General features: G+C 71.1%; 22 protein-coding genes. 11 read left to right on the forward strand and 11 right to left on the reverse strand.

Going from position 1 to position 23,204, the window contains the following annotated elements; translation table 11 throughout:
• Positions 1–139: 139 nt before the first annotated feature.
• On the forward strand, positions 140–847 hold the full coding sequence (locus AB0C66_RS01820) for a TetR/AcrR family transcriptional regulator (protein WP_362431529.1): 708 nt from the start codon (positions 140–142) through the stop codon (positions 845–847).
• 201 nt (positions 848–1,048) lie between these two features.
• Positions 1,049–2,566, forward strand: a complete 1,518-nt coding sequence (locus AB0C66_RS01825) for an MFS transporter (RefSeq protein ID WP_362431532.1) — start codon at positions 1,049–1,051, stop codon at positions 2,564–2,566.
• 177 nt (positions 2,567–2,743) lie between these two features.
• On the opposite strand, the gene AB0C66_RS01830 is transcribed toward AB0C66_RS01825, so the two are convergent.
• Complete coding sequence (locus tag AB0C66_RS01830; RefSeq protein ID WP_362433287.1) at positions 2,744–3,274, reverse strand: MarR family transcriptional regulator; 531 nt, start codon at positions 3,272–3,274, stop codon at positions 2,744–2,746.
• Between the two features lie 107 nt (positions 3,275–3,381).
• Between AB0C66_RS01830 and AB0C66_RS01835 the strand changes: the two genes are divergently transcribed.
• Positions 3,382–4,164 (forward strand): class III extradiol ring-cleavage dioxygenase, encoded by a 783-nt coding sequence (locus AB0C66_RS01835; RefSeq protein ID WP_362431534.1) that lies wholly within the window; start codon positions 3,382–3,384, stop codon positions 4,162–4,164.
• Between the two features lie 37 nt (positions 4,165–4,201).
• On the opposite strand, the gene AB0C66_RS01840 is transcribed toward AB0C66_RS01835, so the two are convergent.
• A complete protein-coding gene (locus tag AB0C66_RS01840; protein WP_362431536.1) occupies positions 4,202–5,344 on the reverse strand; it encodes a questin oxidase family protein in 1,143 nt (380 codons plus the stop codon).
• Between AB0C66_RS01840 and AB0C66_RS01845 the strand changes: the two genes are divergently transcribed.
• Positions 5,345–5,467, forward strand: a complete 123-nt coding sequence (locus tag AB0C66_RS01845) for a hypothetical protein (RefSeq protein ID WP_362431539.1) — start codon at positions 5,345–5,347, stop codon at positions 5,465–5,467.
• A 20-nt stretch (positions 5,468–5,487) separates the two neighbouring features.
• Here AB0C66_RS01845 and AB0C66_RS01850 read toward each other — a convergent pair whose 3' ends face one another.
• The gene (locus AB0C66_RS01850) at positions 5,488–5,895 is read right to left on the reverse strand and encodes a hypothetical protein (protein WP_362431541.1); all 408 of its coding nucleotides are present in this window, start codon (positions 5,893–5,895) and stop codon (positions 5,488–5,490) included.
• A 420-nt stretch (positions 5,896–6,315) separates the two neighbouring features.
• Here AB0C66_RS01850 and AB0C66_RS01855 point away from each other — a divergent pair, with 420 nt between their 5' ends.
• On the forward strand, positions 6,316–7,317 hold the full coding sequence (locus AB0C66_RS01855; RefSeq protein WP_362431543.1) for a sigma-70 family RNA polymerase sigma factor: 1,002 nt from the start codon (positions 6,316–6,318) through the stop codon (positions 7,315–7,317).
• Between the two features lie 144 nt (positions 7,318–7,461).
• Here AB0C66_RS01855 and AB0C66_RS01860 read toward each other — a convergent pair whose 3' ends face one another.
• On the reverse strand, positions 7,462–8,199 hold the full coding sequence (locus tag AB0C66_RS01860; protein WP_362431546.1) for an SDR family oxidoreductase: 738 nt from the start codon (positions 8,197–8,199) through the stop codon (positions 7,462–7,464).
• 292 nt (positions 8,200–8,491) lie between these two features.
• Here AB0C66_RS01860 and AB0C66_RS01865 point away from each other — a divergent pair, with 292 nt between their 5' ends.
• From AB0C66_RS01865 to AB0C66_RS01875, 3 genes are all read left to right on the forward strand, one after another.
• Positions 8,492–9,253, forward strand: coding sequence for a DeoR/GlpR family DNA-binding transcription regulator (locus AB0C66_RS01865; RefSeq protein ID WP_362431548.1), 762 nt, complete (start codon positions 8,492–8,494; stop codon positions 9,251–9,253).
• The gene (pfkB, locus tag AB0C66_RS01870) at positions 9,250–10,185 is read left to right on the forward strand and encodes a 1-phosphofructokinase (RefSeq protein WP_362431551.1); all 936 of its coding nucleotides are present in this window, start codon (positions 9,250–9,252) and stop codon (positions 10,183–10,185) included. The genes AB0C66_RS01865 and pfkB overlap by 4 nt, the downstream gene beginning before the upstream one ends.
• A gap of 96 nt (positions 10,186–10,281) precedes the next feature.
• A complete protein-coding gene (locus AB0C66_RS01875; protein WP_362431553.1) occupies positions 10,282–12,576 on the forward strand; it encodes a fructose-specific PTS transporter subunit EIIC in 2,295 nt (764 codons plus the stop codon).
• A 7-nt stretch (positions 12,577–12,583) separates the two neighbouring features.
• Here AB0C66_RS01875 and AB0C66_RS01880 read toward each other — a convergent pair whose 3' ends face one another.
• Together AB0C66_RS01880 and AB0C66_RS01885 are read right to left on the reverse strand one after the other, a co-directional pair.
• On the reverse strand, positions 12,584–13,567 hold the full coding sequence (locus AB0C66_RS01880) for an FAD-dependent oxidoreductase (RefSeq protein ID WP_362431556.1): 984 nt from the start codon (positions 13,565–13,567) through the stop codon (positions 12,584–12,586).
• Positions 13,568–13,617: 50 nt separating this feature from the next.
• Positions 13,618–14,763 carry a P1 family peptidase gene (locus AB0C66_RS01885; protein WP_362431559.1) on the reverse strand — a complete coding sequence of 382 codons (1,146 nt, stop codon included), beginning with the start codon at positions 14,761–14,763 and terminating at the stop codon, positions 13,618–13,620.
• 214 nt (positions 14,764–14,977) lie between these two features.
• On the opposite strand from AB0C66_RS01885, the gene AB0C66_RS01890 reads away from it, so the two are divergent.
• Together AB0C66_RS01890 and AB0C66_RS01895 are read left to right on the forward strand one after the other, a co-directional pair.
• The gene (locus AB0C66_RS01890; protein WP_362431561.1) at positions 14,978–15,520 is read left to right on the forward strand and encodes an AMP-binding protein; all 543 of its coding nucleotides are present in this window, start codon (positions 14,978–14,980) and stop codon (positions 15,518–15,520) included.
• A gap of 3 nt (positions 15,521–15,523) precedes the next feature.
• Complete coding sequence (locus tag AB0C66_RS01895) at positions 15,524–15,712, forward strand: hypothetical protein (RefSeq protein WP_362431563.1); 189 nt, start codon at positions 15,524–15,526, stop codon at positions 15,710–15,712.
• Between the two features lie 7 nt (positions 15,713–15,719).
• On the opposite strand, the gene mscL is transcribed toward AB0C66_RS01895, so the two are convergent.
• From mscL to AB0C66_RS01920, 5 genes are all read right to left on the reverse strand, one after another.
• Positions 15,720–16,205 carry a large conductance mechanosensitive channel protein MscL gene (mscL, locus tag AB0C66_RS01900; RefSeq protein ID WP_362431565.1) on the reverse strand — a complete coding sequence of 162 codons (486 nt, stop codon included), beginning with the start codon at positions 16,203–16,205 and terminating at the stop codon, positions 15,720–15,722.
• A 114-nt stretch (positions 16,206–16,319) separates the two neighbouring features.
• Positions 16,320–16,973 (reverse strand): RcpC/CpaB family pilus assembly protein, encoded by a 654-nt coding sequence (locus AB0C66_RS01905; protein ID WP_362431567.1) that lies wholly within the window; start codon positions 16,971–16,973, stop codon positions 16,320–16,322.
• A 234-nt stretch (positions 16,974–17,207) separates the two neighbouring features.
• Positions 17,208–18,056, reverse strand: coding sequence for an S-methyl-5'-thioadenosine phosphorylase (locus tag AB0C66_RS01910; RefSeq protein WP_362431569.1), 849 nt, complete (start codon positions 18,054–18,056; stop codon positions 17,208–17,210).
• Between the two features lie 146 nt (positions 18,057–18,202).
• A complete protein-coding gene (locus AB0C66_RS01915; protein WP_362431572.1) occupies positions 18,203–18,565 on the reverse strand; it encodes an FmdB family zinc ribbon protein in 363 nt (120 codons plus the stop codon).
• Positions 18,566–18,702: 137 nt separating this feature from the next.
• Positions 18,703–20,190 (reverse strand): potassium/proton antiporter, encoded by a 1,488-nt coding sequence (locus AB0C66_RS01920; protein ID WP_362433289.1) that lies wholly within the window; start codon positions 20,188–20,190, stop codon positions 18,703–18,705.
• A 253-nt stretch (positions 20,191–20,443) separates the two neighbouring features.
• Here AB0C66_RS01920 and AB0C66_RS01925 point away from each other — a divergent pair, with 253 nt between their 5' ends.
• Positions 20,444–23,203 carry a penicillin acylase family protein gene (locus tag AB0C66_RS01925; protein WP_362431574.1) on the forward strand — a complete coding sequence of 920 codons (2,760 nt, stop codon included), beginning with the start codon at positions 20,444–20,446 and terminating at the stop codon, positions 23,201–23,203.
• The last annotated feature ends 1 nt before the right edge of the window (position 23,204 follow it).

Consider the following 23,204-nt stretch of genomic DNA (forward strand, 5'->3'; position numbering starts at 1 on the left):
CCGATTCCCCGTTTAACCCTGTGATCGCACAAACGGGGACTGACTCCCCGGAAAAGTTGAACGTCGAAACGTCGGAACCGGACCCTCCGGAAGCCGGAGGCCGGGCGTCGGACGTCGATACGAAGAGAGGAGCGCTGCCATGGGCCGCACGGCCACCCCGAAGACGGCTCCGGTCACCCCGGAGACGGCTACGGCCACCCCGAAAACGGCGAAGTCGGCCCGGTCCGGGCAGCACCGGCTGCGCGCGGACGCCCTGCGCAACCGGGAGCGGATCCTCGTCACCGCCCGGGAAGCCCTCGTCGAGTACGGGGCGGAGATCCCGCTCGATGAAATCGCTCGACGTGCGGGTGTCGGCAATGCCACCATCTATCGGCACTTCGCGGACCGCCGCGAGCTGATCCACCACGTGACCCTTTCGGTGATGTCCCGCACCGCCGACCAGGTCGAATCGGCCCTGGCCGAGGAGCCGGACGCGTTCCTCGCGCTACGGCGCTTCGTACACGCGGCGGCGGACGAGCGGATCGGAGCCCTGTGCCCCCTGCTCTCCGACACCATCGACAAGGAGCACCCTGATCTCATCGCCGCCCGCGACCGTCTGGACCGCGGTATCGACGCCCTGATGGGGGCGGCGCGAGCCTCCGGCCAGCTGCGCACCGACATCGGCGTCGGTGATCTGATGGTCGCCCTGACCCAGCTCACCCGACCGCTGCCCGGCAGCGGCTGTGTGGACTTCGACACCTTTGTGCACCGGCACCTTCAGCTGTTCCTGGACGGTCTGGCGGCTCCGGCGCGCTCCGAACTACCCGGCTCCGCCGCCACCTTGGAGGATTTGCAGCAGCGGCAGTGATCTGAATCTCACTCGGCCGACCGCCGAGCACCGCTTATTTATCGCTCGTTCACAGGTCTTCTCCGTGGACGTGCAAGCCTCGCGTTACTTCCGCTTTTCTCCTGCTCTGCCCTGACGCCAGACCCAACGACTTCACGCCGGTGATCCACCGGCCCCTTCCGTCCCGTTTTTCACTCTCCGCACCGCTAGGTAGGCCCACTCATGCCTGAAACGGCACAATTCGTCGATCCCCGGCGCTGGAAAGCGCTGATATTCATCGCCATCGCCCAGCTGATGGTCGTGCTCGACGCGACCATCGTGAACATCGCGCTGCCCTCCGCCCAGACCGACCTCGACATCTCGGACGGCAACCGGCAGTGGGTCATCACCGCGTACGCCCTCGCCTTCGGCGGACTGCTGCTGTTCGGCGGCCGGATCGCCGACCTGTGGGGCCGTAAGCAGACCTTCATCGTCGGTCTGGTGGGCTTCGCGGCGGCCTCGGCCGTGGGCGGCGCCGCGCTCAACAGCTCGATGCTGATGGGCGCCCGGGCGCTCCAGGGTGTGTTCGGCGCGCTGCTCGCGCCCGCCGCGCTCTCGCTGCTCGCCGTGATGTTCACCGATGCCAAGGAGCGCGCCAAGGCGTTCGGCATCTTCGGTGCCATCGCCGGTGGTGGCGGTGCCGTGGGTCTGATCCTCGGCGGTGTGCTCACCGAGTACATGGACTGGCGCTGGACGTTCTTCGTGAACATCCCGTTCGCGGCCGTGGCCGCGGCCGGTGCGGTCGCGGTCATCCGTGAGCCGGTCGAGAGCCGCAACCCGTCCCGGCTGGACATCCCCGGCGTGATCCTGGCCACCACCGGTCTGGTCGCGCTGGTCTACGGCTTCACCCGCGCCGAGTCCGACGGCTGGACCGCGGGCTGGACCATCGGGCTGTTCATCGCGGCGGCCGTGCTGCTGGCCGCGTTCGCCGTCGTCGAGACCCGGGTGAAGGCCCCGCTGCTGCCGCTGCGGGTGGTCACCGACCGGAACCGCGGCGGTGTCTACCTCTCGCTGGGCCTCGCCATCATCGGCATGTTCGGTCTGTTCCTGTTCCTCACCTACTACATGCAGATCGTGAAGGGGTACAGCCCGGTCAAGACCGGTTTCGCCTTCCTGCCGATGGTCGTCGGCATGATCGTCGGCTCCACGCAGATCGGCACCCGGCTGATGACCCGGGTCCCGGCCCGGCTGCTGATGGGTCCGGGCTTCGCGGTCGCCGCGGTCGGCATGCTGATCCTGACCCAGATCGACCTGGACACCTCGTACACCTGGCAGATCCTGCCCGGGTTCATCCTGCTCGGCCTGGGCATGGGTACGGCCTTCATGCCCGCGATGAGCCTGGCGACGCACGGTGTCCAGCCGCGTGACGCGGGTGTCGCCTCGGCCATGGTCAACACCTCGCAGCAGGTGGGCGGCGCCATCGGTACCGCGCTGCTGAACACCATCGCGGCCAGCGCCACCACCGACTACGCCAAGTCCCATATGCTCAGCGCCCCCTCGGCCACGGCGCTGAAGATGCAGGCCATGGTGCACGGCTACACCACCGCCATCTGGTGGGCGGTCGGCATCCTGGTGCTGGCGGCGCTGATCGCCGTCACCTTCGTCAACGCGGGGCGGCAGGACGGCGGGGGTCCGGTTGCCAGCGGCGACGGTGAGGGCAAGGGCGCGATCGAGGACGCCGTGCCGGTGATGGTGCACTGACAGGTCCCGCGATACGGCGGTGGGCCCGTCCCACGCGGTTCCCCGCCGGACAGCGGTGAGGGCCCCGCTCCCCTTCGAGGGAGCGGGGCCCTCGTATGTGCCGGGTCGGCCGTATGTGCCGGGTCGGCCGTATGCGTCGGGTCGGCCGTATGCGTCGGGTCGGCCGTATGCGCTGGGTCAGCGCAGCCAGGGCAGGTCGGCGCCCTCCGGCTGGAGTCCCTCACGGATGATCTGGCAGATGTCGCCGAACTGCTCGACCTGCTCGGGGGTGAGCCGGTCGAAGATCGCGGTCCGTACGGCGGCGACATGGCCGGGCGCGGTCTCCTTCAGCACGGCGAAGCCCTTGCCGGTGAGAACCGCGTTCTGTCCGCGCTTGTCGGAGGCGCAGTCCTCGCGCCGTACCCAGCCGTCCTTCTCCATCCGCGCGATGGCATGCGACAGCCGGGAGCGGGTGATCTTGGCGGCCTCGGCGAGCTCGGTCATCCGCATCCTGTGGCGCGGCGCCCAGGAGAGCTTCACCAACAGGCCGTAGTAGACATGCGGCATCCCCGCGTCCCGCTGCAACTGGCGGTCGAGGTGGTCCTCCAGAAGCATGCTCGCCTGGATGTACGCCAGCCAGGTGCGCTGTTCGTCTTCGGTCAGCCAGCGGGCCGCTTCGCCGTCTGTGGCTTCGTCGTGTGTCGTTTCGCCGTCTGCTGGGGTCTTCATGGCGTCCACGCGTTCATTGTACGGAGCATTCCTTGAACTTTGAACAACTAAATGTTACCGTCGGGCGTATTACTTGAGACTTCAAGTGCCTAGCTGGAGGAGTCATCATGTCCGTGCTCGACGGGCGTATGCCCGCCCTCTATCTGAGCCATGGTGCGCCACCTCTCGCCGACGATCCGGTCTGGCCGGGACAGCTTGCCGCCTGGTCGGCGGAGCTGCCCCGGCCCCGGGCCATTCTCATGATTTCCGCCCACTGGGAGGAAGCGCCGCTGGCCCTCGGCGCCACCCAACAGGTCCCGCTGGTCTACGACTTCCGGGGTTTCCCCACGCACTACTACCAGGTGCGGTACGCGGCGCCGGGCGCCCCGGAGCTGGCCGAGCGCGTCCGTAAGACGCTGCGTACGGCGGGCACCCCGGTACAGGACATCCCCGATCGCGGGCTCGACCACGGTGCGTATGTCCCGCTGGTCGAGATGTATCCGGAGGCCGATATCCCGGTCCTCCAGGTGTCGATGCCGACGCTGGACCCGCGGAAGCTGATGGAGATCGGGCGGAAGCTGGCACCGCTGCGGGACGAGGGCGTGCTGATCGTCGGCAGCGGTTTCTTCACCCACAACCTGGCCGCGCTGCGGGACACCGGCCCGACGCCGCCCAACTGGTCCGCCGAGTTCGACGACTGGGGGCGGCGTGCCCTGGACGCACAGGACATCGACGCCCTGCTGGACTTCGAGCACACCTCCCCGGCGGGGCGGCTCGCCCATCCCCGCACCGAGCACTTCGCGCCGCTGTTCGTCACCTTGGGGGCCGCCGAGTCGGAACTCGGCAGTCAGCGCAGCGTGATCGACGGCTTCTGGAGCGGACTGGCGAAGCGGTCGGTGCAGTTCGGCTGAGGTGACCGCGGCTGGTGTGACTGTGCGGGTTGTGCGCTTACGGGGCCGTCGGCGGCGGGTCGATGAGCGCGCAGCCGTGCAGGGCCGCGGCGAGGGCGGGCTGGGGGTCCTCGTCGGCCGCGGCGGCGTCCCGGGCCACGTCGAGCGCGGTGTCGGTCAGCTTGATGGCGTGCTCGTCGCCGTGTGCGGCGGCCCGCGCGAAGACCTCCTCGGGCGCCATGTCGGCCGCGGCGGCGGGGCGGGGGAGCGGGTCCGAGGGCCCGTAGGCCGCCGTGACCGCGGCGCTCGCCGCCCAGGCCGCGTCCAGGCTCGGCGCCCAGAGCTCACGGGGGAGCGCGGGCAGGGTGCGCAGGACGGCGTTGGGCGCGGTCGCGGCGTGGACCAGCATCACGGGTTCGCCGTGACCATGGGTGAGGTAGCGGAGGGTCGCGGCCCGGACGAGCTCGGCCAGCCGGTCGTGGGCGGCGTCGGGGCCGATGGCCCTGGTGTCGGGTTCCGCCTGCCGCGCGGGGTCCGTCCGCTGCGTGGGTTCCCTCCGTTGCGCCGGTTCCCTCCGCTGCGCGGGCCAGGCGGGGAACGCCGTGAGCTGCGGTAGCCGGTCCCGTATGCCACCGCTCTGGTCCGCGACGGGAAGCACGGCCGCCAGCGCGTCGGCCGCTGATCCGGACGGCGGCCCGGGCAGTCGGCCGAGCGGCGGCAGCGGTGCGTGGCGGGCCGCCCAGTAGCCGAGGGCATGGGCCAGCTCGGTGGTGCGGGGCGCGGGCGGTTCACCGGGCACGTCGAGCAGGGTGCGTACGGCGTGGCCGACGCGGATCACCGGATGGGTGGCCCCACCGGCGATCCCCGGCAGCAGCCGCGGCCACCACAGGGCGAGTACGTCACGCCACGGGCGGTCGGCCAGCTCATGGCCGAAGTACGCGGTCCAGTCGGCGATATGACGGGGGTCGCCGAGCGCCTCCCGCCAGTTCTCCTCGGTGATCGGAGCGTAGGCCCCGGGCATGTCCTCCAGCTTGCCTCGGTAGTGGCCGAGCCAGCGGTGGACGGAACCGCCCTGGCCGTGGCGGACCAGGGCCTCGACCGCCATCGGTCCGTGGTTGCTGAGCCAGCCGCCCCGCTCGGGGCCCGCGGCGTGCAGCCGCTCCAGCGCCTCGTCGAGCGTTCCAGAGGTGTCATCGGTCATATGGCCACGCTAGGAACGGGGGCGCGGTGCCGGGAACGGGCCGTGGACGTACGGGGCGGGGGACGGCGGACCTACGTCGGAGAGCCGGGGCAGGGCCCGCACGAGACCGCCGAGCTGTGGTGACCGCTCGATCGCCTGACTGCTCAGTCGTCGTGCACATGGAAGACGTAGAACGCCGCGACCCCCATGGCCAGTCCCACCCCGAGCCCCATCCCCGAGGCCCGGTAGTTCGAGGCGCCGCTGATGTTGTAGAGGAAGCCGATCGCGCAGCCGAAGACCGTGCCGTAGAGCGCCGCCCGGACCTCCGGCAGCACCTTCGACTGCACTCTGCCGACGCCGTAGCAGACCGCCCCGAAGACGATCGCCGCCACGATGCCGAGGACGAAGGCCGCGGGGATGGAGGAGCCCTGGTTGTGATCGATGAAGATCGCCCAGCCGCCGATCAGGATCCCCAGGATGACCGGGGCCATCCAGGAGGCGGAGGGGTGCATGGGCAGATGGAGCCGGGAGTGGCGCTGCTCGCGTGCGGTGATGGCGGCAGGGGCGTTCATGGCAGGACCTCCTCATCGCCCGCCGGACCGGTCCCTTCCAGCGCACACCCGCGTCTCACCACCGGCAACTCGGGCCCCGGAGCGCACCGCTCCGGTCCGCTGGCACATCGTCCGCGGCCCGTTCGTGTACGACCTGGCCCGTCGGCGGCCATTTCGGGCAACCGTAAACCCGTGGAATTCGTCCTGAAGGGTGGGAGGGCAGCCGCGGACGCGGCGTTCGAGGCCCTGACCTGCGCTTCCCGGTGATCCGACGCCACGCTGACGCGTCTGTGGCGGGACAGGATACTGCATGATCGTAAAAAGGTGAGCGCAGGTTGGGAATTCTGTCCGGATTCCAGTCGTTGTTTCCATCGGACGGGGCACCCGGCAGGGGCAGGTCCGTCCATAGTCCGCGCCCGATCCATCTGTAAGGGAGCACGCATGGCAACCCGTGCCGTCGCCCGTCATCAGTCCGCCAGTGGTGGCGCTGATGGGGCCAACAGTGTTCGCGCCTCAGGCGGGGAAATCGCCGATCGCGACCTGGTCGGCATGTATCTCGACGAGATCGCTCGCACTCCGCTGCTGGACGCGGCGAAGGAGGTCGAGCTGTCCCAGTCCATCGAGGCGGGCGTCTACGCCCAGCAGATTCTGGACGGGGAGGTGGAAGACGCCGAAGCCGCCGGTGCGAGCCGTGAGGAGCTGGATGCGATCGCCACCGAGGGTGCCCGCGCCAAGGACGTCTTCATCCGGTCCAACCTGCGCCTGGTCGTGGCGGTGGCCCGCCGCTATCCACGCAGTGGGCTGCCCCTCCTCGATCTGATCCAGGAGGGAAACGCGGGCCTGGTGCGCGCGGTGGAGAAGTTCGACTACACGAAGGGCTTCAAGTTCTCGACGTATGCCACCTGGTGGATCCGTCAGGCCATCACCCGCTCGATCGCGGACCAGTCCCGTACGATCCGGCTGCCCGTCCACCTGGTCGAGGAGCTCGGCCGGATCCGCCGGGTCCAGCGGGAGTTCAACCGTGAGCACGGCCGGGAGCCGGAGCACGCGGAGATCGCCAAGGAGCTCGGTTCCACGATGGAGCGGGTCTCGGATGTGCTCGACTGGGCCCGTGATCCGGTCAGTCTGAACATGTCGGTGGACGACGAGGGGGAGACCCAGTTCGGCGATCTGCTGGAGGACACCTCCGCGGTCTCGCCCGAGCAGTCGGTGATGACGCTGCTGCGGAGCGAGGAGCTGGAGGACCTCATCGGCCGCCTCGACGACCGCACCGCCTCGATCATCAAGGCGCGTTACGGCATCGACGACGGCCGGGAGCGCACGCTCACGGAGGTCGGCAAGCAGCACGGGCTGACGCGTGAGCGGATCCGTCAGATCGAGAAGCACGCGCTGCTCGAGCTGAAGAAGATGGCCCGCCAGACCGGTTTCGACGCCGCGGCGTGAGTCGGCCGCGGCCGAGGATCCGCCGGATCCCAGCTGGGGATCCGCTGGATGATTCCTTCAACCCCATAGACCGAGCCCCGGCGCCCTTCCCCCCCCGGCGCCGGGGCTCACTCCGTCCCCCGTCCCCCCGCCCCCCGCTTGTGATCAGGCGGCGAAACCTCCGTCCACGGAGATCGACGCCCCACTGATGTAGTGGCCGTCGTCGCCCGCGAGATGGGCCACGGTCGCGGCGATCTCCGACGGCTGTCCGTAGCGGCCCAGGGAGGTCAGACCGCTCTGCATCGCGGCGCTCTCGCCGTCGGCCGGGTTCATATCGGTGTCGATCGGACCGGGGTGCACCAGGTTGACCGTGATGCCGCGGGGGCCGAGCTCACGGGCCAGCGCCTTGGTGAGGCCGGTCAGCGCGGTCTTGCTGGTGGCGTAGAGGCTGCCGCCCGCGAAGACCGAGCGCTCGGCCAAGCAGCTGCCGATGTTGATGATCCGCCCGCCGTCGGACAGCCGCTCCAGTGCCGCCTGGGCCATGAGGAGTGGCGCCCGCACATTGACGGCGAGAACGCGGTCGACGTCCTCGAGGGAGAGATCGCCGATCGGGCCGAGGGCCCCGACGCCCGCGTTGTTGACCAGGATGTCCAGCCGCCCGAACGCGGCGGCGGCCCCCGCGACGGCGTCGCGCACCGCGGCGGCGTCGGCGCTGTCGGCCCGTACGGCCCAGGCCCGGCGGCCCAGCGCCTTGATCTGGTCGACGACATCCGCCGCACGCTCGGCCTGGGAGTGATAGGTCAGCGCGACATCGGCGCCGTCCTCGGCGAGCCGGAGCGCCACGGCCCTTCCGATACCGCGGCTGCCGCCGGTGACCAGGGCCGCCTTGCCGTCGAGTGTCATATCCGCTCCATGAATGATCTGGACGTGAATGTGGTGAGATCCCCGGTTTGAGGTGATCCCGGGGGACATGACTCGATCCTGGGCGTCCGTGCGGAAGAAGTCCGGCGGCATTCGGACACGGTGCTGGGCGCGATGCCGGGGGCGGAAGCCCGGGTCCGGACGGAACCCATGGGGTGGAGTAGCGGTGTCCGGGCGAGTCTGTTTGATGCCCGAGTCTGTTTACTTTCCGGAAGTGGCACCGTAATCTGGCCGCGAAATCACAGGTTCGGGCATCGAAGGGGCGTAAACCCACATGTACGCACCGGAGCGGCAGCAGGAGATCCTCCGGCTCGCCCGCGAGAGCGGTCGGGTGGATGTCCTGTCCCTCGCCGAGGAGTTCCAGGTCACCGCCGAGACCGTACGGCGCGATCTGCGGGCGCTGGACCGGGCGGGGCTCGTCCGCCGGGTGCACGGGGGCGCCATCCCGGCCGGACGCCTCGACTTCGAGCCCGATCTCGCCGAGCGCGAGGGCACCGCCGCCGACGAGAAGGACCGCATCGCGCGGGCCGCCCTCGCCGAACTGCCCTCCGACGGCAGCGTGATCATCGACGCGGGCTCGACCGCGGCCCGGTTCGCCGCCGCCTTTCCGCTGGAGGCCGGACTCACCGTGGTCACCCACGCCCTGCCGATCGCGGCCCGCCTCGCCGACCACCCCGGAATCGCCCTGCACCTCGTCGGCGGCAGGGTCCGGCACCGCACCCGCGCCGCCGTGGACGCCTGGGCGCTGCGCGGCTACGGCGAGATCAAGGCCGATGTGCTCTTCCTGGCCACGAACGGCTTCACGCTCGACGGCGGGCTGACCACCCCCGACCTCGCGGAGGCCGCCGTCAAACGCGCCATGATCGCCGCCGCCCGGCGGGTCGTCCTGCTGGCGGACTCCGCCAAGTTCGGCCAGGAGCACTTCGCCCGCTTCGGCGACCTCGGCCATGTCGATCTGCTGATCACGGACACCGGGCTGAGCCCGCAGGACGCCCTCGCCATCGAGCACCAGGGCACGGAAGTGGCCCGCGCGTGATCCTCACCGTTACCCCCAACCCCAGCCTGGACCGCACCTACGAGGTCCCGGCGCTGGAGCGCGGCGCCGTGCTGCGCGCCGGCACCGACCGGGTCGACCCCGGCGGCAAGGGCGTGAACGTCTCCCGCGCGGTGGCCGCCGCCGGGCGGCGCACGGTCGCCGTGCTGCCGCTGGGCGGACCGGAGGGCGCGCTGCTGGCGCGGCTGCTCGGGGAGTTGGGCATCGAGGCGGCGGGTGTGCCCGTGGCGGGCTCGACCCGGGTCAATGTCGCCGTCGCGGAACCGGACGGCACCCTCACCAAGGTCAACGCGGGTGGTCCCGAACTGAGCGGCACCGAGGCGGAGGCGGTGCTCGAGGCCGTCCGGACCAGGAGCGCCGACGCCGACTGGATCGCCTGCTGCGGCAGCCTTCCCCGCGGGCTCGCCCCCGGGTGGTACGCCCAACTCGTCGCCCGCGCCCACCGGGCGGGCGCCCGGATCGCCCTGGACACCTCCGGTCCCTCGCTGACCGCGGCGCTGCGCGAACGCCCGGACGTGGTGAAGCCCAACGCCGAGGAACTGGCCCAGGCCGTGGGCCGCCCGCTGGCCACGGTCGGCGAGGCGGTCAAGGCGGCCGAGGAACTGCGCGGTCTCGGCGCCCGCGCCGTCCTGGCCAGCCTCGGCGCGGACGGGCAGCTGCTGGTCGACGAGACCGGCACCTACTTCGGAGCGGCCCGCGTCGCCACCGTCCGCAGCAACGTCGGCGCGGGGGATGCCTCGCTCGCCGGATTCCTCGCGGCGGGCGGCGCCGGATCCACCGCGCTCGCCGCGGCGGTGGCCCATGGCGCGGCCGCCGTGCAGCTGCCGGGCAGTGCCATGCCGGTCCCGGCCGACCTCGACCCGTCCACCGTGATGATCACGGAGGACGTCCCGCTGGACCGCGCGCTCACGTAGCCCGTGTGACCGGCCCGTCCCCCTCCCACCCCCCGTCCCCATCCCGTTCCGCCTCTCCCCGACACCGGGCGGAACCGCACCCAAGGGAGCCGCGAGATGAGTGAGCTGATCACCGCGGATCTGGTCGACCTTGACCTGTCCGCCGACACCAAGGAAGCCGCCGCCCGGTCGCTCGCCGAACGGATGGCCGCGGCCGGCCGGGTCACCGACCTCGACGGCTTTCTCGCCGATGTGGCGGCCCGCGAGGAACAGATGCCGACCGGCCTGGACGGCGGCATCGGCATACCCCACTGCCGCAGCGCACATGTCACCGAGCCCACGCTCGCCTTCGGGCGCAGCGCCGCCCGAATCGACTTCGGCGCGGCGGATGGACCGGCCGATCTGATCTTCCTGATCGCGGCCCCCGCCGGGGCGGACAGCGACCATCTGACCATCCTGTCCGGCCTCGCCCGCTCGCTGATGGACCCCTCGTTCACCGAGGCGCTGCGCTCCGCGGACGAGCCGGAGCGGGTGGCCGCCCTGGTCCGCGGCGACGAGCGGGCGGCGGCCCCCGAGGCCGCGACCCGTGCCACGGCGGATACGCCCCAGGAGTCCGACGCGGTGGCGGCCACCGACGCGGCGCGGGCGGCCGATACGGCGCGGGCCACTGACACGGTGGGGGCGGTCGACGCGGTGCGGGCCACCGATACGGTGCGGGTGGGTGACGCGGTCCAGAAGTCCGACACTGGCCGCTCCAAGGCCGATACGGCACAGGAGTCCGGCGCGGCGCGGTCTACGGCCACGGTGCGGTCCACCGACCGGGCGGAGGCGACCGACGCGGCGCGGGCGGCCGAAATCGCGGAGGCGACCGCGACGCCGCTGGCGTCGACGGGCCCCTTCCGGATCGTGGCCGTCACCTCGTGCCCCACCGGGATCGCCCACACCTACATGGCCGCCGAGTCGCTGGAGCGGGCCGCCGCCGAGGCGGGCGTCGAGCTCGTGGTCGAAACCCAGGGCTCCGCCGGATTCGACAAGCTCCCGGCCGCCACGATCGCCGCCGCCGACGCGGTGATCTTCGCGCATGACGTGGAGGTACGGGACAAGGGCCGGTTCGCAGGGAAGCCGACCGTGGACGTCGGGGTGAAGGCGGGCATCAACCGCCCGGCGGAACTGGTCGCCGAGGCACGTGGGAAGGCCGCGCGCGGCGAGACGAGCGCACCGGCCGACGGTACGGAGGACGGCTCGGCCCCGATGGACGCGGGCGCCGCCGCCGGTGACGGTTTCGGCACCCGGCTGCGCAAGTGGCTGATGACCGGCGTGAGTTACATGGTCCCGTTCGTGGCCGCGGGCGGACTGCTGATCGCTCTCGCCTTCGCGATCGGCGGCTACGAGATCGCCGGCGCCACATCGGTGGCCGACCACTTCGTCTGGACCGAGGCGGCCAGCTGGGCGGCGCTGCTCTTCCAGGTCGGCGGCGCCGCGTTCACCTTCCTGGTGCCGGTCCTGGCGGGGTACATCGCCTACGGCATGGCCGACCGGCCCGGTCTGGTCCCCGGCTTCGTCGGTGGGTACATCGCGACCACCATCAAGGCCGGATTCCTCGGCGGCCTCGTCGCGGGTCTGATCGCGGGTGCGGTGGTGATGGCCATCCAGCGGTTCTCGGTGCCCGCCGCGCTGCGCGGCATCATGCCGGTGGTCGTGATTCCGCTGATCTCGTCGGCGATCGTCGGATTCCTGATGTTCGTGGTGATCGGCAAGCCGATCGCCTCCGCGCAGAAGGCCATGACCGACTGGCTCAACAGCCTCTCCGGTGCCAACGCGGTGATCCTCGGCGTGGTCCTGGGCCTGATGATGTGCTTCGACCTGGGCGGCCCGGTAAACAAGGTCGCCTACGCCTTCGCCACGGGCGGTATCGCCGCCTCCGACCCCACCACCGGCAGCCTCAAGATCATGGCCACGGTGATGGCGGCCGGGATGGTCCCGCCGCTGGCGATGGCACTGGCCACCACCGTGCGCGGACGGCTGTTCACCAAGGCGGAGCGGGAGAACGGCAAGGCCGCCTGGGTGCTGGGAGCCTCCTTCATCAGCGAGGGCGCGATCCCCTTCGCCGCGGCGGACCCGCTGCGCGTCATCCCCTCGGCCATGGTGGGCGGCGCGGTCACCGGCGCGCTGTCGATGGCCTTCGACTGCACTCTGCGCGCCCCGCACGGCGGCATCTTCGTGGTCCCGCTGATCGGTCAGCCCTTCCTCTACCTGCTGGCCATCGTGGCGGGCACGGCGGTCTCGGCCGGACTGGTCATCTTCCTCAAGGGGCTCCGGAAGACCGCACGGCCGACGTCCGACACGGCCTCGGCCGCCGGCTCCGTCCCGGGCGCCACCGACGATGAGTCGAAGGTGGCGGTCGCGGTCTGACCGCATCTCAGTCACCCCCCGGCCGGTCAGGCGCCACCGCGCCCGGATCCATGGGCAGGCCGCGCGAGGCGTAGTAGGCGCCGAGCGCGGCCTCGCCGCCCGACCCCAGGGCGGTGGCGATCCGCTGGAAGCGGGCCGACCTCAGATCACCGGCGGTGAACACCCGGGGGTGCTGCCGCGCGGGCGGACAGTATCCGGACCGGTCGGTGACAACGGCCCCTCGCGGGACAGCCGGTGCGCTGCCCAGGTTGAGATATCCGCGGTCGGCCGTGAGGGTGCGCCGCTCGCCCGCCACGGTGAGGGCCTCGGCGGTGAGCGGCCCGCCCCCGGTCGCCAACTCCAGCCTCCGCACCGCCACCAGCTCCACCCGCGGGTCCTGCCCGACCTCCTCCGTCTTGTACGCGTCCTCGGGCGGATGGGCGACCAGGAAGCGGACGTTCAGCTCCGGATGGGCCCGCGCACAGGTGCCCAGCGGCCGGTCCGCGCCCAGGACCAGCACGGTGCGGTCGGCCAGCTCCACCGGATCCGCCTCCCACAGTGGAGGAAGCCCTCGGCCACCGGCACCGCTCAGCCAGTTGGCGTCCCCTGGCCCCAGCGGCCCCACTCCCGTGGCCACGACCGCATAGCGGGCCGTCAGCCGTGTCACCTCCGCATCGACCCTCGTGTACCGCGGCGGGGAGGCGCCCACCGCGACCGTCGTGGGCTCGAGTGTGATCGCCACCTGGTCGTCAAAGGCTTCGACCCGTGCGACACGCCGCCCCAGCTCGACCCGGCAGGGATCGCAGCGCGCCACATCGGACTCGATCGCCGCGGCCAGCCCCGGGCCGGAGCTGAAGCCGAGAACGTTGCGCACCACGGGGATGCGCCGCACTCCACCGCACAGGGCCTGACCAGACTCCACCAGCACCGAGCGCATCCCGACGCTCGCCGCCATCACCGCGGCCGCGCAGCCCGCGGGCCCGCCCCCGACGATCAGCAGATCGGTATCCATGGCCGTCGCCTCCCCCTCATGCCCCGGTCACCCGCTCCCTCATCGCTCGCTCACCCCTCCGCTCCGTACAGCTCGCGGTACGCGGGGAAGACACCACCCGGTCCGTCCACGCCCTCCGCCGCCAGCACCGCCTTGACCACCGCCCGCGTCAGCACATCCGCCCCGGCCGCCAGCACCTCGTTCAGCACGCCGCTCTCCCGGTGCACCCCGAACGCCGGATCCGCGCCCTCCTCGCTGCCCTCCGGCAGCAGCGGGCGATCTGCCGTGGCCAGGGCGAACACGGTGTCCCCGTCGGAGAGCAGATGCACCGGCCGCACCCCCCGCGCGAGACCGTCATGCGCGGTGCCCGCCAGCTTCTGCGCCTGGGCGCGGGTCAGGACGGCGTCGGTGGCGACCACGGCCAGCGTGGTGTTCAACGGAGGCCGCACCGAGGCCGCTTGGCGCCGCTCCGACTCCGCGCGCGCCGCCTCCAGTCTGCGCAGCGCCTCGGCGTGCTCCGCCTCGCCCGGCGGGTGCGGCCCGCCGTCGGCCGACGGCCCGTAAGCCGCTCCGTACAGCGCGCCCGTCCGCGGATCGAGCACCGAGCCCACCGCGTTGACCGCTGCCAGGGCGGCCACCGTGATCCCGGACGGCAGCACCACGGAGGCCGAGCCGATACCACCCTTGAGCCCACCGGCCACCGCGCCTGTACCGGCTCCGACGCCGCCCTGCGCGACCACTGCCCCCGGCTCCGATTCCGCCGCGGCCTCGACCGCCTCCCGGCCCAGCGCCGCTCCCGGCCTGGCCTTCCAGTCCCCGCCCCGGCCCAGGTCGAAGAGAGCCGCGGCCGGAACCACCGGGACGACCTGTGACGGGTCGGGGCCGACCCGGAAGCCGCGGCCCTGCTCCTCCAGCCACTCGGCCACGCCCGAGGCACTGTCAAGACCGAAGGCGCTGCCACCGGTCAGCACCACGGCATCGACACGCTGGACGAGATTGCGCGGGTCGAGGGCGTCGGTCTCCCGGGTGCCGGGGCCGCCGCCCCGCACATCGACGGCGGCGACCGCGCCCGCCGGGGGCGCCAGCACCACGGTGGTGCCGGTCAGCCAGCCGTCGCCGGTGCGCTGGGCATGGCCGACCCGCAGGCCGTGGACGTCCGTCAGCGCGTCGGCCCGTCCGGTACGGGGAGATCCGGGGGTTGTCCCGTCGGTATTCATGGAAGGTATGCGTAGCACGGGACGCCACGGCATGGCCCATGGCATGGTCGGAGAGTGAGGCGCGCGCCGAGCTGCCGGGGATATCTCCAACAGCGGTGCCACGGAGCGGGATCGGGGCCGATGCCCCGTCATATACAGGACGTTCATCAGACGTTGATGACCCACCAGCATTCTGAGCGCTATCCCGTCCGTAACCGCTCGAAAGAAGACCGACGTGCCCCGTACCTCTCGGACGGAGGTGCTCCCCACACTGGCCGCCGACTCCAGGCAGGCCCCCCGGGTGGCCCTCCGCTGGATCAGCGAGCCCGACTGCACCGAGGAGCTCACCCACGCGGAGCTGCTCGACCAGGCTGCCAGGGCCGCGGCCGCCCTCACCCGGCTCGGGGTCCGCGCCGGTGACCGGGTGGCGGTCCATCTGCCCCTGGTGCCCGAGTCCGTGATCGCCACGCTCGCCTGCGGCCGCCTCGACGTCATCCGCGTCAGCCTCCCGGTGGGGCTACGCCCGCATGAACTGCGTGACCGGATAAAACAGGTGGGCGCCAGGGTCGTGGTCACCGCGGACGGTGAGCAGCGCTGCGGCGAGCACAATCCGCTCAAGCAGGTCGTCGACCGGGCGCTGGCCGGCTGTCCTGAGGTGCGGTCGGTGCTGGTGGTGCACCGGCTGGCCCGCCCGGTGTCCTGGAAGACCGGCCGGGACCGGTGGTGGCACGAGGAGCTGGGGCGGTACACCGAACCGCTGCCCCGGCCGTACTCTTGAACCATGAGCACCGCCCCTGCCTCCGGACCGCGCGATCCGGCAGACGCGCTGACCTTCGGTGATCCGCTGACGCAGCAGTCGTCGGACGACACGGACCGCGGGTGGGGCGAGCGGGCCCCTGGCGGCGACGGCGCCGACAGCGCAGCGGATCTGGCGCGGTTCCTCGACGAGAAACCGCCCCACCACCTGTGATGCGCAGCTAGGCGCTGGAGCCGCTGCCGCGCTGGGCCACCAGCTCGTCGCGGATCTCGCGCAGCAGGATGATCTCGGCGGCCTCCACCGCGGCCTGCTCCTCCTCCGCCTTCGCCTCCCGGGCTGCCTTCCGCGCCAGATAGCGCGACATCGGCAGCACCATCAGGAAGTACACCACCGCCGCGGTGATCAGGAAGGTGAGCACGGCCGAGAGCACGGTGCCCCACAGGATGGGGATGCCGTGGACGACCTCGCCCGCCGCGTTCGTCTCGCAGGGTGCCTTCAGACACGAGCGGTACTTCTCGAGGTCCTTTGTGCCGAAGGCCCCGACGATGGGATTGATCAAGCCCTTCACGATGGAGTTCACCACGGCGGTGAAAGCGGCTCCGATGACGACCGCGACAGCCAGGTCGATCACATTGCCGCGCATCAGGAAGGCCTTGAAGCCCTCTATGACGCTCTGCTTCTCCTCGGGCACTTTCTCCTCGCTCAAGCCACAGCCTCTCTTTCGCCGTACCGGTCCTGCCTTTCGCCGCACCGGTCCTGGAGCGGACGGTTCCGCAACCTACACCGGTGCGGACCAGGGGCGAGAGCCCGGGCAGGGCCATCAGGAGGGGCACAGCGTCACCGCCAGCCGGGAGGTGGCCGCCGCACCGGCCAGCGCCGCGGCCGCCGCGCGCGGCACGGTGAGCACCACCAGCGCCCCTCCGTCGTCCGGCGGCTCAGCCCCGTAGAGCCCGCCGTCGTCAGCCGCCTCCTCGTCCGCCCCGGCGGCGTCCGCCGCCCGACCGCCATGAGCTCCGCTCTCGCGGGCCCCGGGCACCTGGGCGACCCGCACCCCGGGCGCGACCACCCGTGCCGCGGCGCCGCGCCCACCGGCCGCCGAAGCAGCGGTCGGCAGGGGCATGGCCAGCACATCCACCCGGTCGCCGGGGTGCAGCAGCTCCACCGCCGCGGCGTCGGCGATCCGGACCGGGGCCGCCACCATGGCGGGCCGCGGGGCACCGCCCCGCCCACCGTCCTCCGAGGAGGGCGCGGGCGTGGGTGCCCCGCCCCCGTGCCCCTGGCCGGGGGGTGCCGCCGCCGCGAGGGCCGCGGCGGTCAGCGCCAGACCCGCCGCCATCGGGCGTCTGCGTCGCCACACCGCCCGCCGCAGCCGATGGCCGCCGTCCCGCCCGACCCGGACCGGGGCGAAGCGGGGAACGGTGCTCAGCGGGGGAGCGGAGCGGGGTAACGCGAGTGCGGGGGACGGATGGGACATGGCACATCACCGCCTGTCGTGACGTTCGTGAAGGGTCCTGAGCTTCCGGTCCCCTCACGATGCCTGCCCTCGCCCGAACCCGCTCGGGCCTGTGGACGGCCCAGCGGCCTGTGCATAACTCGGCCACCCGTTCGAGCGACGACTCACCTCCAGGCCCGCCCAAGCTCACCCCCGGGCCCGCCCGAGCCCACCTCAAGCGCACACCAGGCCCCGTGCCAACCCGAGCCCGGCGCCCTACGGCAGTTCGATCCCCAGGTCCCAGCCGTCATGGGCGTGGATGCACAGACAGTCCCGCTCGGAGCTCTCCGGCAGCTTGGCCACCGCGTCGAAGAGCACCTCGCGCAGCCGCCCCACGTTCTCGCCGAACACCTTCAGCACCTCGGTGTGGGTGACCCCCTCACCCGTCTCCACGCCCGCGTCCAGATCGGTCACCAGCGACAACGACGTGTAGCAGAGCCCCAGTTCACGGGCGAGCACGGCCTCCGGATGGCCGGTCATCCCCACCACCGACCAGCCCTGCGCCGCATGCCAGCGTGATTCCGCCCGGGTGGAGAAGCGCGGCCCCTCGATCACGCACATCGTCCCGCCGTCCACCGGCTCCCAGGTGCGGGCGCGCGCCGCCTCGACGGCGGCCTTCCGCCCCACCGGGCAGTACGGGTCGGCGAAGGTCGTATGCACCACGTTCGGGATCCGGCCGTCCGAAAGCGGTTCACCGTCGAAGTAGGTCTGGACGCGCCCCTTCGTACGGTCCACCAACTGGTCCGGCACCAGCAGCGTCCCCGGTCCGTACTCCGGCCGCAGCCCGCCCACCGCGCACGGTCCGAACACCTGCCGCACACCGAGCGAGCGCAGGGCCCACAGGTTGGCGCGGTAGTTGATCCGGTGCGGCGGCAGATGGTGCTTGCGGCCGTGGCGGGGGAGGAAGGCGACCTGCCGTCCCGCCACGTCGCCGACGAAGAGTGCGTCGCTCGGCGCCCCATAGGGAGTCTCGACGGTGATCTCGGTCACATCGTCGAGGAACGAGTAGAACCCCGAACCCCCGATGACCCCTATGTCTGCTTGCCTGTTGCTGGTCTCGACCATGCGATCACCCTAGCCAGCGGCGTCCGCCGGTACGACACCCCGCCGTCTCCCGTACCGCCCCGCGCCCAGCACCCCGCCGTCTCCCGTGCGACCCGACGCACGACACCCCGCCGTCCCGGAGACGGCGGGGTGTCGCGAAGAAGGAGTCAGGCGGCCGAGGACGCGCTGCTCGACGAGGAGCTCGACGAACCGGACGACGAAGAAGTCGACGTCGAGGACGACGAGCCCGACCCGGACGACGAGTCCGAGGACGACGACGAGTCCGAGGACGAGCTGCCGCTGTCGGTCTTCGCCGCGGGCTTCGTGGCGGCGCCGCTCGCGCTGCTGGTGGAGGAGCGGCTGTCGTTCCGGTAGAAGCCGGAGCCCTTGAAGACAATGCCGACCGCCGAGAACACCTTCTTCAGACGTCCCTGGCAGCTGGGGCACTCGGTGAGCGCGTCGTCGGTGAACTTCTGCACCGCCTCGAGGCCCTCGCCGCACGCGGTGCACTGGTACTGGTAGGTCGGCACGTACTTCCTCCTGGCACTCTCACTCAATGAGTGCTAACGACGCTCCATAGTGCAGTATTCCGGCCCATCAGTCCACTGGCTCGGGCCATACGGTGATCGATCCCACGCGCCCCCGCCCCCGGCCGATTCCTCTTCCGTCAGCCGCCCGTCCCCAGCCAGCCCGCCAGTTTGCCGCCGCGGCCCACCGCCCGCAGCCGCTTCTCCGCCGCGTCCCGCACCGGGTCCGTGGCCACCACCAGCAGTTCGTCGCCGCGCCGCAGTGCCGTCGAGGGCAGGGGCACAAAGCTGGTCTTGTCCCGGACGACCAGGGTGACCGCGGCCCCGGGCGGCAGCCGCAGCTCGCCGATCTCGACCCCGTGCATCTTGGAGTCCCCGGGGATGGTGACCGACAGCAGGTGGCCGCGCAGCCGCTCCAGCGGCGCCGACTCGATCCCGAGGTCCGACGCCTCGTCCGGTCCGCCCAGGTGCAGCCGGGTGGCCAGCCAGGGCAGCGTCGGCCCCTGGACCAGGGTGTAGATGATCACCAGCACAAAGACGATGTTGAAGATCCGGCGGCTGTCGGGCACCTCGCTGACCACCGGGATGGTCGCCAGCACAATGGGCACCGCGCCGCGCAGTCCGGCCCAGGACAGCAGCGCCTTCTCCCGCCACGGCACCCGGAACGGCGCCGTGCTGACCAGGACCGACACCGGCCGGGCGACCACCGTCAGCACCAGCCCCACGACCACCGCCGGCCAGATGTCATCGGCCAGCTCGTGCGGTGTCACCAGCAGGCCGAGCAGGACGAACATGCCGATCTGGGCGATCCAGCCCAGCCCCTCGGCGAAGCCGCGCGTCGCCGGCCAGTGCGGCAGCCGGGCGTTGCCCAGGACGAGCGAGGCGAGATAGACGGCGAGGAAACCGGAGCCGTGCGCCAGCGCGCCCGCCGCGTAGGCGATCACGGCGATGGCGATCACCGCGATCGGGTAGAGGCCGGAGGCGGGCAGTGCCACGTGCCGCAGGCTGTACGCGCCGAGCCAGCCGATCGCGAGCCCGACCACCGCCCCGATCGCCAGCTCCAGGGCGATCTCGCCCATCAGGACGTACCAGGAGTCGATGGCGCCGTGGGCGGAGAAGGCGACCACAAGGATCACCACCGGGGCGTCGTTGAACCCCGACTCGGCCTCCAGGGCGCCCGTGAGCCTCTTGGGCAGCGGCACCTTGCGCAGTACCGAGAAGACCGCCGCCGCGTCCGTGGACGACACCACCGCGCCGATGATCAGCGCCTGCCGCCAGTCCAGTCCCACTACGTAGTGCGCGGCCGCCGCGGTGACCCCCACGCTCACCGCGACGCCGACGGTGGACAGTGCCGCCGCCGTCGGCAGGGCGGGCTTGATCTCCCGCCACTTCGTGCCGAGACCGCCCTCGGTAAGGATCACGACCAGGGCGGCATAGCCGAGGATCTGCGTCAGCTCGGCGTCGTCGAATTTGATCCCGATACCGTCCTGGCCGATGGCCACGCCGATCCCGAGATAGATCAGCAGGGTGGGCAGGCCGCTGCGGGAGGAGATCCTTACGGCCGCCACCGCGATGAGGAGGACGAGCGAGCAGACCAGCAGCAGTTCATTGAGGTGGTGAACAGTCAGGGGCCGAACCTTTCTCGCGGGAGCGGCAGGGGTCGCGTCAGCGGCGCCCGGCCGACCGGAACTTCATTGCCTTACCTAACATTTTACGGGTTCTTGACGCGCGCCTCCCGTGCGGGTGGTGAGCCGGGCGGTAATGACCCGGCCCGTCGGCCGGTGCTCGGCCTCAGCCCTGACTCCGCGTAGGGGAGGAGTCAGCGCTGCGCCTATGGTTGCTCCAGCACTCCAGGACCACCCTGCCCCTCGAAGGACAGCGATGCCCGCCAACAAGACCGGCTCTTCTCCCAAAAAGAAGAAGAGTCGACGCCTCCGCCTGATCGTGATCGCAGTAGTGCTGCTGCTCGTCGGAGGCGTCGGCTATGGCACGTACTGGAGCATCAGTACCGTGCGTGCCTCGTTCCCGGAGACCACGGGGTCGCTTCAGCTGAAGGGGCTCTCGGGGCCCGTCCAGGTCAAACGGGACGGCTACGGGATACCTCAGATCTACGCCAGCACTCCCGAGGATCTGTTCCGCGCCCAGGGGTTCGTCCAGGCCCAGGACCGCTTCTGGGAGATGGACGTCCGCCGGCATATGACCTCCGGCAGACTTTCGGAGATGTTCGGTTCCGGCCAGGTGGAGACCGACGCGTTCCTGCGCACCATGGGCTGGCACCGGGTGGCCAAGAAGGAGTACGACACCAAGCTGTCGCCCGCCACCAAGAAGTATCTGCGGTCCTACTCCGACGGGGTCAACGCGTACCTCAAGGACCACTCGGGCAAGGAACTGTCCGTCGAATACGCGGCCCTGGACTTCAAGAACGAGGGCTACAAGCCGGAGAAGTGGAGCCCGGTCGACTCGGTCGCCTGGCTCAAGGCGATGGCCTGGGACCTGCGCGGCAATATGCAGGACGAGGTGGACCGCGCACTGGCGTCCAGCAGGCTGGACCCGGACCAGATAGAGGACCTGTACCCGTCGTATCCGTACGACCGGAACAAGCCGATCGTCCAGGACGGCGCGCTCGACCGGGCCACCGACAGGTTCGACCCCAAGGCGACCTCCACGGAGACCACCGGGAGCGGTACCGGCACAGCGCCCGGCGCCGGGAGCGCCGCGCAGGGCCTCCAGACCGGGCTCTCCTCGCTCTCCAAGACCCTGGACAAGATCCCGGCCCTGCTGGGTCCGAACGGCACCGGTATCGGCTCCAACTCCTGGGTGATCGACGGCAAGCACACGACCACCGGTAAGCCGCTGCTGGCCAACGATCCGCACCTCGCCCCACAGCTGCCGTCCGTCTGGTACCAGATGGGCCTGCACTGCAAGAAGGTCAGCAGCGCCTGCCCGTACGACACGGCGGGCTTCACCTTCTCGGGCATGCCGGGCGTGGTCATAGGTCATAACCAGAACATCAGCTGGGGCATGACCAACCTGGGCGCCGACGTCAGCGACCTCTACCTGGAGAAGGTCACGTCGGACAGCTACCTCTACGACGGCAAGCAGGTCCCCTTCACCACCCGGGACGAGACCATCAAGGTCGCGGGCGGTAAGAGCCGCACCATCACCGTCCGCACCAGCAACAACGGACCGATCGTCTCCGACCGCGACGACGAGCTCACCGAGGTCGGGAGAAACGCCCCGGTGGGCCGCGGAGGCGACGGTGTGGCCCCCGACCGCGGCGACGGCTACGCGGTGGCCCTGAAGTGGACCGCGCTGTCCCCGTCCAACAGTATGGACGCCGTCTTCGGGCTCAACACCGCCCGGAACTTCACCGACTTCCGCAAGGCCGCCCGTGACTTCGCGGTGCCCTCGCAGAACCTGATCTACGCCGACACCAAGGGCAATATCGGCTACCAGGCGCCCGGCAAGATCCCGGTGCGCGCCAAGGGCGACGGCCGCTACCCGGCGCCCGGCTGGGACTCGCGCTACAAGTGGAGCAAGTACGTTCCGCAGTCGGCGCTGCCCTGGGAGCTCAATCCCGAGCGCGGCTATATCGTCACCGCCAACCAGGCCGTCATCGACAAGAGGAAGTACCCCTACCTGCTGACGGAGGACTGGGGTTACGGCGCGCGCAGCCAGCGCATCAGCGATCTGATCGAGTCCAAGATCAAGGACGGCGGCAAGGTCTCCACCGAGGACATGCAGTCCATGCAGATGGACGACAGCAGTGAGATCGCCAAGCTGCTGACTCCCTATCTGCTGAAGATCGACATCAAGGACGAGTACGTCGGCGAGGCCCAGAAGCTGCTGGAGGGCTGGGACTACACCCAGGACTCCGACTCGGCCGCCGCCGCGTACTTCAACGCCGTCTGGCGCAACACCCTGATGCTCGCCTTCGGCAACAAGCTCCCCAAGGAGCTCCGGGTCAAGGGACAGTGCATGCGGGTGCGCCCGGCCGACGACTCCGGTCCGGCCGAGGATCTGGACGGCAACACCCGGCTGGTGCGCGAGTGCGGCACCCGCGACCCGGACATGGCCCAGCCCGACGGCGGCGACCGCTGGTACGAGGTGGTGCGCAAGCTCCTCAAGGAGCCGCGCAACGATTGGTGGAAGTCGCCGGGCTCCCGGCTCGACCCCGGTTCGCACAACCGTGACGAGCTGCTGAAGAACGCCATGAAGGACGCGCGCTCGGAGCTCACCGCCAAGCTGGGCAAGGACATCAACAGCTGGAGCTGGGGCCGGCTGCACCGGCTGACGCTGAAGAACCAGACCCTCGGCACCGAGGGCCCCGGCGTGGTGCAGTGGCTGCTCAACCGTGGCCCATGGAACCTCGGCGGCGGCGAGGCCGCGGTCAACGCCACCGGCTGGAACGCGGCGGGCGGCTACGGCGTCACCTGGGTCCCGTCGATGCGGATGGTCGTCAACCTGGACAACCTCGACAAGTCACGCTGGATCAACCTCACCGGTGCCTCCGGCCACGCCTACCACGCCCACTACACGGACCAGACCGAGAAGTGGGCCAAGGGCGAGCTGTTGCCCTGGGCGTTCAGCAAGAGCGCCGTGGACAAGCAGACCGACGACGAGCTGGCGCTGACCCCCTGAG

Source organism: Streptomyces sp. NPDC048636 (assembly GCF_040650655.1).
Classification (GTDB): Bacteria; Actinomycetota; Actinomycetes; order Streptomycetales; family Streptomycetaceae; genus Streptomyces.

What these genes read in the sequence shown, in the direction of transcription:
- AB0C66_RS01910 (WP_362431569.1), bottom strand. Translation starts at nt 18,056, where the DNA reads ATGGTCGAGACCAGCAACAGGCAAGCAGACATAGGGGTCATCGGGGGT.
- AB0C66_RS01830 (WP_362433287.1), bottom strand. Translation starts at nt 3,274, where the DNA reads ATGAAGACCCCAGCAGACGGCGAAACGACACACGACGAAGCCACAGAC.
- AB0C66_RS01865 (WP_362431548.1), top strand. Translation starts at nt 8,492, where the DNA reads ATGTACGCACCGGAGCGGCAGCAGGAGATCCTCCGGCTCGCCCGCGAG.
- AB0C66_RS01850 (WP_362431541.1), bottom strand. Translation starts at nt 5,895, where the DNA reads ATGAACGCCCCTGCCGCCATCACCGCACGCGAGCAGCGCCACTCCCGG.
- AB0C66_RS01820 (WP_362431529.1), top strand. Translation starts at nt 140, where the DNA reads ATGGGCCGCACGGCCACCCCGAAGACGGCTCCGGTCACCCCGGAGACG.
- AB0C66_RS01825 (WP_362431532.1), top strand. Translation starts at nt 1,049, where the DNA reads ATGCCTGAAACGGCACAATTCGTCGATCCCCGGCGCTGGAAAGCGCTG.
- AB0C66_RS01895 (WP_362431563.1), top strand. Translation starts at nt 15,524, where the DNA reads ATGAGCACCGCCCCTGCCTCCGGACCGCGCGATCCGGCAGACGCGCTG.
- AB0C66_RS01855 (WP_362431543.1), top strand. Translation starts at nt 6,316, where the DNA reads ATGGCAACCCGTGCCGTCGCCCGTCATCAGTCCGCCAGTGGTGGCGCT.
- AB0C66_RS01875 (WP_362431553.1), top strand. Translation starts at nt 10,282, where the DNA reads ATGAGTGAGCTGATCACCGCGGATCTGGTCGACCTTGACCTGTCCGCC.
- AB0C66_RS01905 (WP_362431567.1), bottom strand. Translation starts at nt 16,973, where the DNA reads ATGTCCCATCCGTCCCCCGCACTCGCGTTACCCCGCTCCGCTCCCCCG.
- AB0C66_RS01925 (WP_362431574.1), top strand. Translation starts at nt 20,444, where the DNA reads ATGCCCGCCAACAAGACCGGCTCTTCTCCCAAAAAGAAGAAGAGTCGA.
- AB0C66_RS01845 (WP_362431539.1), top strand. Translation starts at nt 5,345, where the DNA reads ATGGCCACGCTAGGAACGGGGGCGCGGTGCCGGGAACGGGCCGTGGAC.
- AB0C66_RS01860 (WP_362431546.1), bottom strand. Translation starts at nt 8,199, where the DNA reads ATGACACTCGACGGCAAGGCGGCCCTGGTCACCGGCGGCAGCCGCGGT.
- AB0C66_RS01880 (WP_362431556.1), bottom strand. Translation starts at nt 13,567, where the DNA reads ATGGATACCGATCTGCTGATCGTCGGGGGCGGGCCCGCGGGCTGCGCG.
- AB0C66_RS01840 (WP_362431536.1), bottom strand. Translation starts at nt 5,344, where the DNA reads ATGACCGATGACACCTCTGGAACGCTCGACGAGGCGCTGGAGCGGCTG.
- AB0C66_RS01885 (WP_362431559.1), bottom strand. Translation starts at nt 14,763, where the DNA reads ATGAATACCGACGGGACAACCCCCGGATCTCCCCGTACCGGACGGGCC.
- AB0C66_RS01835 (WP_362431534.1), top strand. Translation starts at nt 3,382, where the DNA reads ATGTCCGTGCTCGACGGGCGTATGCCCGCCCTCTATCTGAGCCATGGT.